We start from the raw sequence: 12,882 nt of genomic DNA on the forward strand, positions 1-12,882 counted from the left end.
ATCCGCGTGCCCTCGCCCGACGAGGCCCCCGCATGATGACAATCGACGAAGCGCTCGACGCACTCGAATCGCACTACAACGCCGCGGTGGAGCGGCTGCGGGCCGACATCGTAACCTTTGCACGCGATGGTGCGCTCCCCGCGGCCAGCGCGCGTGCAGGCCGATACACCTATCCGCGCCTGTTGCTGCACTATGACGGTAGCGAGCCCGAAAGCCCCCAAAGCCGCGCCTTCGGCAGGCTGAACACGGCAGGCACCTACGCCACCACGGTGACGCGCCCACGGCTGTTCCGCGCCTACCTGAAAACACAGCTGGAGCTGATCGCGAGCGATTATTCAGTGCGCCTCGACGTGCAGCCGTCCGATCAGGAGATTCCGTTTCCCTATGTCCTCGACGGGGAAGCGACCGCCCAACTTTCCAGCATTACCCCGCAGGAAATCGCCCGTTATTTCCCGCATACCGACCTCGCCGACATCGGGGACGAACTGGCGGACGGTATCGAACTGGACGATCCCGACCAGCAGATCCCGCTCTCGCTGTTCGACGGGTTGCGGACCGATTTCAGCCTTGCACGCCTCGCCCATTATACCGGGACCGACCCGGAGCATTTCCAGCGCTTCGTGCTGTTCACCAATTATCACCGCTATGTCGACGAGTTCGTCGACTGGGCGGGCGCCCGGCTGGGCGACGATGAGTGCGCGGCCCTTTCCGGGCCAGGCGGGCTGTACCTGACCGAGCCGACCGAGAACGCCAAGGCCCAGCTATCCGATGCGGCATGGCGGAGGCACCAGATGCCGGCCTACCACCTGATCGGCAAGGACGGCGGCGGGATCACGCTGGTCAATATCGGCGTCGGACCCAGTAATGCGAAGACAATCTGCGATCACCTAGCCGTCCTGAGGCCCGAGGCATGGCTGATGATCGGCCACTGCGGCGGACTTCGCCCGAGCCAGAAGATCGGCGACTACGTGCTCGCCCATGCCTACCTGCGCGATGACCACGTGCTCGACCCGGTTCTGCCGCCCGAGATCCCTCTGCCCGCGATTGCCGAGGTGCAGCAGGCGCTTGCCACGGCCGCAGAGGACGTTTCCGGTCGGCATGGCAGCGACCTCAAGCAGCGACTGCGCACCGGCACGGTGGTGACGACGGACGACCGCAACTGGGAACTGCGATACGCGCTATCTGCCAAGCGTTTTTCGCTAAGCCGCGCGGTCGCGATCGACATGGAAAGCGCCACGATTGCCGCGCAGGGCTTCCGGTTCCGTGTGCCCTACGGCACGCTGCTGTGCGTGTCGGACAAGCCGCTTCATGGCGAGATCAAGCTGCCCAAGCAGGCCAACACCTTTTACGAAGAGGCGATTGCCGCGCACCTGCAGATCGGCATCGGCGCCTGTCGCCACCTGCGCGAAGAAGGCCCCGGGCTCCACAGCCGTAAATTGCGTGCGTTCAACGAACCGCCTTTCCGGTAAGTCAGGCGGCCTTCGCCGGGCAATACTTAGCCAGATAATCGCCGTGCGTCGGCATGTGGTTGACGAGGTAGCGGATCGATCTTTCCATCTCGTCCAGCTCGCCCCTGAAGTCGGGCAGGTCCATCGATGCGGCGATCGGTCCATGCCCGCCCATGGCGATGCCCTGCCCCATCATTACCGCAGCCCAGCTGGTTTCGTTGAACAGCTCGTCCTCCTCGCGGAAGATCTGGCCATTCGCCTTGAAGAGTTCGATCTTCTCGGTCAGCGTGTCGGGCACGTCCATCGTGCGGACATAGTCCCAGAACGGGGAATCGTCGCGGGTTGTGGCGTTGTAATGCAGGACGAGGAAATCGCGGATGCGCCGGTATTCCTTGTCGGTCAGCCGGTTGAAGGTATCCTGCTGTGTCTGGGTAACGCCATCGAGAGAGAGGATGGCGATCAGGCGGTTGATGCCCGAATTGATAAGATGGATCGAAGTCGATTCCAGTGGCTCCATGAAGCCGGACGACAAGCCGAGGGCAACGACATTCCGGTTCCAGGATTTCTTGCGGCGACCGGTGACGAAGCGCAGGAAGTTCGGCTCAGCTTCGGGCTTGCCCATCATGTTGGCTACGAGGATATCGTGCGCCTCCTCGTCGGACATGTACTCACTGCAATAGACGTGGCCGTTGCCGTTTCGGTGCTGCAGCGGCACTTGCCACTGCCATCCGGCAGTGTGGGCGATCGCCTTCGTGAACGGCGGCGGCGGGCTGCCATCTTCCCGACGGCAAGGTAGTGCGACCGCACGATCGCACGGCAGATATTGGCGCCAGTCCTCGTAACCGGTCTCCAACGCCTGCTCGATCAGCAAGCCCCGGAAACCCGAACAATCGATGAAGAGATCGCCCTCCACCGTCGCGCCGTCATCCATTGTGACGGAAGAAACGTAGCCCGTCTCGCCATCAAGGGTCGTATCGACCACCTTGCCTTCGCGCCTCACGACGCCCCGCTTTTCGGAATATCCGCGCAGGAAGGCGGCGTAGCGTGTCGCGTCGATATGATAGGCATAGTTCATCGGCGGCAGGTCGTCGCGCTGATAGTCCTGCGTGCGCGAGAACCGGCCGAAGTGCGCTGCCACCGTTTCCAGGTTGAAGACCTGCAACGGTCGCCGATCACCTTCGGCCCGCGCACGGTGCCACACCTGGTGAAAGGCTATGCCACCAATGTGGTAGCCGTAGGTCCCGAAGGGGTGAAGGTAGCTTTCGCCCAGATTCCCCCAGTTGGCGAACTGGATTCCCAGCTTGAAGGTCGCCTGCGTGGCGGCCATCATCTCTCGCTCGTCGATCCCTAGCAGCTGGTTGAATTCGACCATCGGCGGGATCGTCGCCTCCCCCACCCCCACCGTGCCGATCTGTTCCGATTCGATCAGCGTAATGGCGACCTTCCTGCTGTCGGACAGGCGCGACAGCGCCGCCGCCGCCATCCACCCGGCAGTCCCGCCGCCTACGATCACGATCCTCTCGATAGCCATCCGGCCAACCCTCTCACTTATATATGCCGCAGGGAATGAGGTGTTATCGATCGAGCGTCAATTGTGAACGTTCATTTCTTCTTGTGAACGATCACAATGGCGGATATACGAAGCTTCGATGATCTGGACTTGATTCCGGGCACGCGACTTTTGGGGAGGAAATCTTGAAGCAATCGCAATCATTTGCGCCGCACCGTGCGTGGCGCACTCTCGCCCTTGGCACCGCATCGAGCCTCGCGCTCGCACTGGTCGCGCAACCTGCCTACGCGCAGGATGCCGATGAGGACGAAGACGAGCAGAGCGAAGAAGAGCTCGCGACCGATAATGGTAATGTGCTGGTGGTCAGCGGTTACCGCGCCTCGCTGGAAAGCGCCCAGAATATCAAGCGCAATGCCGATACCGTGGTCGATGCGATCACCGCCGAGGATATCGGCGTCCTGCCGGATCGCTCGGTTGCCGAATCGCTTCAGCGCGTCCCGGGCGTCAACATCGGCCGTTTCGAAAAAGCCTCCGATCCCGACCGCTTCTCGGTCGAGGGCACCGGGGTCATCATTCGCGGCCTGCCTTACGTCCGTTCCGAACTGAACGGCCGAGACATCTTCTCTGCCACGGGCGGCACGGTGCTGTCGTTCAACGACATTTCGCCCGAGCTGCTTGGCCACGTCGAGGTGTTCAAGAACGTCACCGCCGACATGACCGAAGGCGCGATCGCAGGTATCGTCAACCTCGTCACGCGCAAGCCGCTCGACAATCCGGGCCTGAACATCGCCGGTTCCGCAGAAGCCAACTACGGTGACTTGCGCGGCGAATGGTCGCCGACCTTCAACGTGCTGGCTTCGGATACATTCGATACGCCACATGGCACGTTCGGCCTGCAACTCGCCTATTCCTATTCGGAGCTGAAGAGCCGCACCGATGCCTCACAGGTCGCAGACCCGTGCTACCGCGATGTCAGCTTGACGGGCGGCTGCCTGCGGGTGTTCGACGTCAATTCGGGCGGCTTCGGCGATACGCCCAACTATACGCCGGATAATTTCCCGCCCGCCAATTCCGTGCTGGTGCCGCAGTATGCCGGTGTCCGCACGACCGATCTCGATCGCGATCGCGAGGCGATTTCCGCAGTCGGCCAGTTCGAAACGCTCGATGGCGACCTGCGGATGACTTTCGAGTACCTGCGGTCCAAGACGAGCTTCTTCACCCAGGAATACGCGCTTCTGGGCCGGATCGACGATGGTGTATCCTCGCCCGAGCCGCGCCCCGGCGAAAGCTGGCAGTACGACCAGAACGGGCAGTTCGTCAGCGGCATCCTGACCGACAATGTCGGCGACGAATACGCCACCCCCTTCGGCTGGGGCGGTATACCGATGGATTCGCTGCGCTTCCTGCGCGATACGCGCAGCGTTACGCAGGACATGTCGTACGACATCGAAATGCAGTTTACCGATCGCCTGCGCGGCAATGTCGAAGCGCAGTACATTACCTCGGATCTGGAACGTGACTCGGTTTTCGGTGCGATGAGCACCTGGGCCGATATCGACGTCGACCTGAGCGGCGAAACCCCGAACGTGCAGTTCCTCGCACCCGTGGGCGCTCCGGCGGACTATTTCACCTCGGGCTACTACACCTATTACTGGTTCGGTCTCGACAGCCGTGAGCGCAATGATGGCGACCTGTTCAGCATCAAGGGCGATCTGGAATACGACATCAGCGACGAAGGCTTTTTCCGGAAGGCCCGCTTCGGCGCACGCTGGGCCGCTCGCGACAGGACGACCCGCAACACGAACTTCAGCACCTGGGGCAACCTTTCGGCACCCTGGGCCGGGCGTGCAGGCTGTGCACCGTGGAACGAGGGGCCGGGATGTCCCTTCGTGCCGGGCCGCCTCTACACCGGCCTTCCGGGTCAGGAATTTGCGATCGCAGGGGGCGCCTTTACCGACGAGTTCCCGAACTATTCGCAATACGTCACGCCCTTTGCGGATAATTTCCAACGTGGCGAGGCAGGCACACCGATCCCCGGTGGAGGGGCCTATTTCTATGGCGGAGACGATTTCCTCCAGGAATACCTGAACGGTGTCACCGACCAGCAGTGGGAGGAAATCGGCACTTTCAGCCAGTCGCCCAACCGCTTCACGCTGGGCGTCAACGGTCGCACCTATACCGATCCCGTGACCGGGCAGACCGTGAACTGCGATCCGTACTGTCCGTCGGAAATCTCTGACGTTTCGGAAGTGACCGCCGCTGCCTATGCGCGGCTCGATTTCGGTCGCGATTTCGACAATGGCTGGTCCTTCGCGGGCAACCTCGGCCTGCGTTACGTCGAAACCCGTCTCAAGACATCCGCGTTGGTCGGCTTGCCGCAGCCGGGCGAGTTCGACGATCCCACGGTCGGCGGCAATGGCGACGGTATCGTCCAGCCGTCCGAGATCGACACCGTCTGCGCCACTCCGGCACCTCCGGGGCAGGAGCGGCAGTATTGCTTGCTGACCGGGGCGCGCCAAGCGGAGTTCGCATCGCTGTTCACCGGCGAAGTGATCCCGGACAACCGCGAAATCGTGTTCGATCACTGGCTGCCCGCCCTCAACCTCCGGCTCGACAGCGGCACGGGCGTGGTCATTCGCGGTGCCGTATCGAAGGGTATTTCCCGCCCCGACCTGCAGCTGTTCAGCGCTGGCGGCGTGCTTGGCTTCAGCGGGCGCGTCGATGACGGGCCGCTGCTGGGCATTTCCACCGGCAACCGGAACCTGCTGCCGACCGAATCCTGGAACTACGACCTTTCGCTCGAATGGTATTTCGACCGGGTCGGCTCGCTCACCGGTGCGATCTTTGCCAAGGATATCGACGGCATCGTCACAACGGGCACGGGCGTGGTGAACTACACCAGTCCCAGTGGCGTATCGCAGGACGTGGTCGTGACCGGACCTGCCAACGACCTGAGCGGCACGCTCAAGGGCTTCGAAATCGCCTATCAGCAAACCTATGACTTCCTGCCCGGCTTCCTGGCGGGTCTGGGTAGCCAGCTGACCTACACCTACGTCGATGGCGGTGATTTCCGGAATCCGAACCTCTCGGCCATCGGATCGCCATCGGACGCAAGCGGTGGCGCGCCTCTGAACGGAGGCCCCTTCACCTTCGATCAGCCGTTGGCGGGCATTTCTGAGCATACTGTCAACGCGACGCTGTTTTACGAAAAGGGCCCGCTCGCCATGCGTGCCGCGTATAACTGGCGGTCGGAGTTCCTGATCACCCCGCGTGACGACATCTACCCGTTCTCGCCGATCTGGCAGGAAGCGGGCGGTCAGCTGGACGCGTCGATTTTCTACGATGTGACCGAGTTCATGAAGATCGGGGTGCAGGGCGTGAACCTGCTCGACGAGATCACGGAAACCTCGCAGGTGGTCGATTACGACGGAACGCGGATGACCCGATCCGCCTTCCGCAACGATCGTCGCTTTACCTTCCTGGCGCGCTTCAAGTTCTGATCGAACGCGCTTGAAGACCATTCTACGGACGGGCCCTTGCCAGCAGGTTTGGGCCCGTCTCGTACGAAGGGCGCGCTGCTTGGCGCCCCTCGGGAAGGCAGGGCGCAGCCAATGACCGCGCCCTGCACTTTCCCCGATAAGAATATCGGATGGCAGGGCGTCAGGCTGGCCTTGAGCCGTTGGCGCGGCTAGCAAATCAACCAGCGGGCGGAGACAGGGCGAATAATGGCGAGACGGCGCCAGGCAGTCACGATCAAGCATGTTGCAGCCGATGCGGGCGTGAGCCTGCAGACGGTCAGCCGCGTCATCAACGAAGAGCCCAATGTCCGCCCGGCCATGAAGGAGCGGGTCGAGGCGTCGATCGACAAGCTCGGCTATGTGCCTTCGATCGCGGCGCGGCGCATGAGCGGGTCGCGATCCTACCTGATCCTTGCGCTGAACGACCGCGAACGCACCATCGCGGACTGGCAGGCCCGCCAGGGGACGGACTGGGTCGACCAGATGCTGCTGGGCGGAATGCTGAAATGTGCCGAATTCGGCTATCGCATGATCATCGAGCTGGTCGATACCCATTCCGATCATGTCGAACGAGAACTCAATACCGCGCTGCTGGCGCTGCAGCCCGATGGCATTATCCTGACTCCCCCACATTCCGAAAATCCGCAGATTACCGGCTTGCTTGAAGAACGCGGCGTTCCTTTTGCGCGCATCGGCGTACGCGATGACGAAGGCAACCTGTCGCTGGTCATGGATGACGAAGGCGCAGCACGGCTCGCCACCCAGCACCTGATCGACCTGGGCCATCGTCGTATCGGATTTATCGCCGGGTCCGGCGAGTACCAGCTCAGCTCATGGCGCGAGAAGGGCTGGCGGGAGGCGCTGGCACAGGCCGGCATTCCGAGTGACGGACTGAGCGCGGGCGGTGATTTCAGCTATGATTCCGGCTTCGCCGCCGCCGAGAAATTGTTGGTGCGCGACCCCCGGCCGACAGCAATACTTGCCAGCAACGACCAGATGGCCATGGCGGCAATGGACGTGGCTGCGGAACGTGGCCTCGCTGTTCCTTTCGACCTTTCGGTCGTCAGCTTCGACAACACGCCCATGACGATTTTCAGCCAGCCACCTATGACCGCCGTCGACCAACCGATTGCCGCCACCGTTTCGCGCGCAGTCGAATTGCTGATCGCGGCCAACCGTGGCGAAGAGCTTCCGACGGAGACCGAAGTCATTCCCGCCAAGCTGATTGAGCGGGGATCGACCGCGCTTGCACCCGATGGCGGCTGAACCGGCGCCAGATCGGCAGGCGATACGCTATCTGCTGCTCTACGCGCTGGCCGTTGCCGGCGGCGCAATCGCATATGTCCCGTTCCTGACGATCCTGCTGCCCGTCATGGTCACCGCAATGGTTGGCGACCGCGATGTGACATGGCTTTCCTACGCGACCTTTATCGGGGCGATCGCGGCGAGTCTTGCCAATATCGGGTTCGGTTGGCTGAGCGACCGTACCGGTATGCGCAGGCCATGGATTGTCGCGGGACTGATCCTGTCCAGCGCGATGCTCATCTTATTCGGGAAAGTGGACTCCATCGGTTGGCTGATTGGCCTGCTTTTCCTGTGGCAGATCGGCCTCAACATGATGCTGTCCCCGCTGTCGGCATGGGCCGGAGACAATGTTCCCGACGCACAGAAGGGTTTGCTCGGCGGCATGCTCGCCTTTGCGCCCGCTGCCGGTGCAGTCAGCGCAACGCTCGTGACGATTCCCGGACTGGCCGGACCCGAGGGACGTCTATGGCTGGTCGCCGCCATTGTTGTGGCATGCGTGCTGCCAGCGCTGGTGGTCGGTCGGCCAAGGCCCTTCCCCGAGTTGATGCAAGAAAATCCGCCCGAGCCGGGCGCTCGCGAAACTCCGCACCTTACGCCGCGCCTGAAGATAGTGCGCATGTGGCTCGCCCGGCTCCTCATCCAGATATCCGAAGCCGCACTGTTCGCGTTTCTCTATTTCTGGTTCCGGTCGGTCGACCCATCCATGACGGACGCACGCGTCGCCCAGATATTCAGTATCATTCTGCTGGTCTCGGTTCCGCTCGCGCTCGTCATCGGGCACCTTGCCGACCGATACCGCAGACCCTTCCTGCCGCTGGTCGGGATGGCCATCATCGCTGCCTTCGGTCTGGTGCTGATGGCCCTTTCGGGATCGCTGGCAAGCGCAATTGCCGGTTATGTCGTGTTCGGGGTGTCCGCCTCGATCTTCCTCTCGCTACACACAGGCCAGACACTGCGCGTGCTCCCCCGGCCCAAGAACCGCGGCCGCGACCTTGGCTTTTTCAACCTTACCAACACCAGCCCCTCGCTGGTGATGCCATGGCTAACTCTGGGACTGGTCCCAACATTCGGCTTCGCAGGGCTATTTTTTGCGCTCGCAGGGTGTGCCGCGATCGCCGCGATCCTCCTCGTCACGCTCACCCGTCAAAGCTAGCCGCTTGCAATCTCCGCACACCCGTGCGAGAAATTTGAGAACGTTCACAAGAATTATACATGCGGGAGTTCGGGATGCGGTTGAGCTTGTTGGCGGTCGCCTGTGTGCTGGGCGTAGCAGGATGCAGCCACGCTCCCAATGAAGCAGGCGATGCCGTGGCGCTCTCGTCGAGCACACCCAACAGCGAGCAAGCCCGGATTGCAGACCTCCTCGCGCGGATGAGCACTGAGCGCAAAGTCGCTCAACTCATCCAGCCGCAGATCAATTCCTTCACTGCCGAGGACATGGCGCGGTACCGCTTTGGCAGCTATCTCAACGGCGGCAATGGTGGCCCGGATGGCGATGAATTTGCCCCTGCGGGCAAATGGCTCGCCTATGCCGACCGGATGTGGGACGCATCGATCGGGCCGCTCCCCGGCGATGAACCGGTGATCCCCACCATCTGGGGCACCGACGCGGTGCACGGTCATACCAATATCGTCGGCGCCACGATCTTCCCGCATAATATCGGCCTTGGCGCGACCCGCGATGCCGACCTGCTGCGCCGTATCGGCCATGCCACCGCGAAAGAGATCGAGGTGACGGGGATCGACTGGAATTTCTCCCCCACGGTGGCGGTCGCGCGTGACGATCGCTGGGGCCGCACCTATGAAAGCTATTCCGAAGACCCTCGGATCGTCGCTGAACTGGGCGCTGCGCTGGTCGAAGGATTGCAGGGCACCCCCGGCGATGCAGACTACCTGCGCGAAGGTCGCGTGGCCGCAACCGCCAAGCATTTCTTCGCCGATGGGGGCACCGATCAGGGTGTCGACCAGGGCGACGTCAATGGCGATATCGAAAGCCTGAAGGCAATCCACGCCGTGCCCTACCCTGCAGCCATTGATGCCGGGGTGGAGGTGGTCATGGCCAGCTTCAACTCGATCAACGGGGTCAAGATGCACGGCAACCGCGACCTCCTGACCGGGGTCCTGCGGGATGAGATGGGCTTCGAAGGCGTCGTGGTCGGCGACTGGAATGCGCATGGCCAGATCGCGGGATGCACGGTCGACGATTGCCCGCAGGCACTGCTGGCCGGGCTCGATATCTACATGGTCCCGGACGACTGGAAGGCGCTGCTCGAAAACCTTGTCGCACAGGTCGAGGATGGCACGATCCCGATGGCAAAGCTGGATGAGGCGGTTGGCAGGGTGCTGCGGCTCAAGCTCCGGCTTGGACTGCTCGATCCGAATGCGGCGAAACCTTCCGCGCGCCCCAATGCGGGCGACTACGCGCTGCTCGCCAGTGCCGATCATCGCGCCCTGGCGCGGGAAGCGGTCGCGAAATCGCAGGTCATCCTCAAGAATGATGGCGTGCTGCCCCTCAAGGCCGGCGCCCGCGTGCTCGTGGCGGGCAATGCGGCAGACGATATTGCGAAAGCCGCTGGCGGCTGGACCCTGACGTGGCAGGGTGGCGGAGAGCTGGACAACAGCTACTTCCCCAACGCCACTTCGATCTACCGCGCGATCGAGAGCGAAGCCTCCGCACAGGGCGGCTCGGCGACTCTCTCACCTGATGGAACTGCGGATGCAGGTGCGCACGACGTTGCCGTGGTGGTCTTCGGAGAGGAAGCCTATGCCGAGTTCGTCGGCGACCGGAAAACGGTGGTCTTCGAGGATACCGAAGGGCTCGACCTGCTGCGTAAGTTCAAGGCGGCAGGACTGCCGACCGTAGCCGTGTTCCTGTCGGGCCGACCGATGTGGATGAACCGCGAGCTCAACGCCTCCGATGCATTTCTTGCGTCGTGGCTTCCCGGAAGCGAAGGAGCGGGCGTATCGGACATCTTGTTCGGCAAGCAGGACGCGACAGGTCGTCTCTCATTCAGCTGGCCCGCGGACTGCGGCGGCGCGCCCGTGAACGGCACGCAGGGCGCCCTGTTCAACCTCGGCTATGGTCGCAGTCTGGCGGACCGCAGCACCATGGCCGCCTTGCCGGAAGATTGCGGTTACCTGACCGAAGGCGTATCGACAGCATGGTTCGATCTTGGGCGGCTCGATAGCGGAATCAGTGCAATGGGCGGCGATACGCGCCTTCCCAACCTGATCGGCGAAGGCGGGGGTGTGGTTGCGCGCGGGTTCGACAAGGACCGTCAGGAAGATGCGCGCGAGATCGTCTTCGGGCCCGGCAGCACACTCTCGCTGTCTCAGCGCGGCGATACATCGGGCGACTACCGGATCCTCTACAATCTCGCGAGCCAGCCTGCAGGTCCGGTCACGCTGACGGTAGGCGAGCGCGAGATCGACATCACCCGCAATTTCGCCCTCAGCGCGGGCAAGGGGTGGCGCGAGATGATCATCACGGAGCAATGCGCACCCGGCCTCGGCAATCGGATCGCCTTCACCTCCGACGCACCGCTGACGATCCAGATCGCACGGATTGCGCGGCAGGATATGCCAGAGGGAGCGGAATGCTCGTTCTAGGATGCGGTAGCCTGTGCCTCCCCTGCCAGTAGGCGCCAACAATTCCAAACCCCGCAGCAATAGCGCGCGATGGCACGCCGCTAACCGTGGTTGTCATCTGGATGACCAGACTTGTCAGCGGACATGGCCGCTAGCTTATTCGATAGCTGAACCCGAGTTTCTTCAAGAACTTCGGGGGATGCGCACATGCGATCTGGTTTCAAGAAGATTGGGGCGTCTTCGCTCTGCCTGTTGTCCATCGCGATGGCGGCACCGGCTCTCGCCCAGTCTGCAGACGCATCGGATCAGAACCGGTTCGACACCCTTGCGCAGCAGCAAGGCGAGCGCGCTGGCGACCCTGCGTACGATTACGATCTCGCGGTCGCCGCAATCGACGCTGGCAAATACGGCGAAGCCATCGTGGCGCTGCAGCGTGTGCTCGCAGTCCAGCCAAACAATGCTCCCGCGCGTGCAGAACTGGCCCGCGCTTATGCGCTGTCAGGCGATGTCGATACCGCGCGCCAGGAATTCGGGACCGTCGTCGACGACCCGACACTGCCGGATCCGGTCCGTCAGCGCTTCACGGGCCTGATCCGGCAGCTCGACCGCCAGATCGACGGGGGCGGCACCGATGTTTCGGGCTTTGTCGAAGCGGGTGGAGGCTATGATTCCAATATTAACGCAGCCACCGACCTCACGCAGATCACGATCCCCCTGTTCGCCTTCCTCGGCCCGGGCAATCTTGGCGCCGGGGCGCGAGCGCAGGACGACGGGTTTTACGAAATCAACGGCGGTGTGAGCGTGGTGTCGGCAGTGGGCCGGCAGGATCGGTTATTCGCATCCGCCCTCGTCAACTGGCGCGATAATTTCGATTCCCGCCCGTTCGATCTCGCCAACGCGACGGGCACTCTCGGATACTCGCACAGTTTCGGCAATTCGGACGTGATCTCGATATCGGGGCAGGTCCAGAAGCTGTGGCTCGGGCGCGATGGTTATCGCAGCGCCTATGGCGCAATCGGGCAATACACACACCTGCTCGGGGGTGGGAATGCGATTGCCGCCTCCGCACAATGGACCCGGTTGGAATATGATACCGATCCGCTGCGCGATGCCGATCGCTACGCCGTGGGCCTGGGATATGTCACCCCGCGTGCTTCGATCAACGGGTCGGTCGGCCATGAAGAGACGCGCGACCCGCTGGGCGATGCGCAGTCCAACACCTTTGTGCAGATCGGGGCCGGAGCCGAGATCCCGGTGGCAGAGCGTGTCGCGCTGGTCGCGGGCGCCGGGTTCGACCTGCGTCGATACGACGCGCCGGACATCCTTTTCATGGTCGAGCGCGAGGACGAACGGCTCGACGCTACCGTGGGCGTGAAAGTCGCCCTGACCGACAATCTGGTTCTCCAGCCGCAAGCCACGTTTGCGCGCAACTGGAGCAACATCGCACTCTACGATTACGAACGCTGGTCCACCTCGGCCACGTTGCGCTTCGAATTCTGAGGGGAGACCCTGA

The 12,882-nt window shown here is 62.7% G+C and carries 7 protein-coding genes; 6 read left to right on the forward strand and 1 reads right to left on the reverse strand.

Annotation, left to right across the window (positions count from 1 at the left end; all coding sequences use genetic code 11):
- Positions 1–32: 32 nt before the first annotated feature.
- On the forward strand, positions 33–1,469 hold the full coding sequence (locus ACEQXE_RS03750) for an AMP nucleosidase (RefSeq protein ID WP_370177604.1): 1,437 nt from the start codon (positions 33–35) through the stop codon (positions 1,467–1,469).
- Position 1,470: 1 nt separating this feature from the next.
- Here the strand turns inward: ACEQXE_RS03750 and ACEQXE_RS03755 are convergent, their stop codons facing one another.
- On the reverse strand, positions 1,471–2,979 hold the full coding sequence (locus tag ACEQXE_RS03755) for a tryptophan halogenase family protein (RefSeq protein WP_370177605.1): 1,509 nt from the start codon (positions 2,977–2,979) through the stop codon (positions 1,471–1,473).
- Positions 2,980–3,143: 164 nt separating this feature from the next.
- On the opposite strand from ACEQXE_RS03755, the gene ACEQXE_RS03760 reads away from it, so the two are divergent.
- From ACEQXE_RS03760 to ACEQXE_RS03780, 5 genes are all read left to right on the forward strand, one after another.
- Positions 3,144–6,458: a TonB-dependent receptor gene (locus ACEQXE_RS03760; RefSeq protein ID WP_370177606.1), complete on the forward strand. Its 3,315-nt coding sequence runs from the start codon at positions 3,144–3,146 to the stop codon at positions 6,456–6,458.
- Positions 6,459–6,683: 225 nt separating this feature from the next.
- The gene (locus tag ACEQXE_RS03765; RefSeq protein ID WP_370177607.1) at positions 6,684–7,742 is read left to right on the forward strand and encodes a LacI family DNA-binding transcriptional regulator; all 1,059 of its coding nucleotides are present in this window, start codon (positions 6,684–6,686) and stop codon (positions 7,740–7,742) included.
- On the forward strand, positions 7,732–8,934 hold the full coding sequence (locus tag ACEQXE_RS03770) for an MFS transporter (protein ID WP_370177608.1): 1,203 nt from the start codon (positions 7,732–7,734) through the stop codon (positions 8,932–8,934). Before ACEQXE_RS03765 ends, ACEQXE_RS03770 begins: the two co-directional genes overlap by 11 nt.
- Positions 8,935–9,152: 218 nt before the next feature.
- Complete coding sequence (locus ACEQXE_RS03775) at positions 9,153–11,390, forward strand: glycoside hydrolase family 3 N-terminal domain-containing protein (protein ID WP_370184101.1); 2,238 nt, start codon at positions 9,153–9,155, stop codon at positions 11,388–11,390.
- 243 nt (positions 11,391–11,633) lie between these two features.
- Complete coding sequence (locus ACEQXE_RS03780; protein WP_370184103.1) at positions 11,634–12,869, forward strand: tetratricopeptide repeat protein; 1,236 nt, start codon at positions 11,634–11,636, stop codon at positions 12,867–12,869.
- The last annotated feature ends 13 nt before the right edge of the window (positions 12,870–12,882 follow it).

The sequence above is a fragment of the Alteriqipengyuania sp. genome (assembly GCF_964222115.1).
In the GTDB taxonomy this organism is placed as follows: Bacteria; Pseudomonadota; Alphaproteobacteria; order Sphingomonadales; family Sphingomonadaceae; genus Alteriqipengyuania.

Bases quoted from the DNA above. Each gene is read 5' to 3' on its own strand.
- ACEQXE_RS03765 (WP_370177607.1), top strand. From the start codon at position 6,684: ATGGCGAGACGGCGCCAGGCAGTCACGATCAAGCATGTTGCAGCCGAT.
- ACEQXE_RS03750 (WP_370177604.1), top strand. From the start codon at position 33: ATGATGACAATCGACGAAGCGCTCGACGCACTCGAATCGCACTACAAC.
- ACEQXE_RS03780 (WP_370184103.1), top strand. From the start codon at position 11,634: ATGGCGGCACCGGCTCTCGCCCAGTCTGCAGACGCATCGGATCAGAAC.
- ACEQXE_RS03755 (WP_370177605.1), bottom strand. From the start codon at position 2,979: ATGGCTATCGAGAGGATCGTGATCGTAGGCGGCGGGACTGCCGGGTGG.
- ACEQXE_RS03770 (WP_370177608.1), top strand. From the start codon at position 7,732: ATGGCGGCTGAACCGGCGCCAGATCGGCAGGCGATACGCTATCTGCTG.
- ACEQXE_RS03775 (WP_370184101.1), top strand. From the start codon at position 9,153: ATGAGCACTGAGCGCAAAGTCGCTCAACTCATCCAGCCGCAGATCAAT.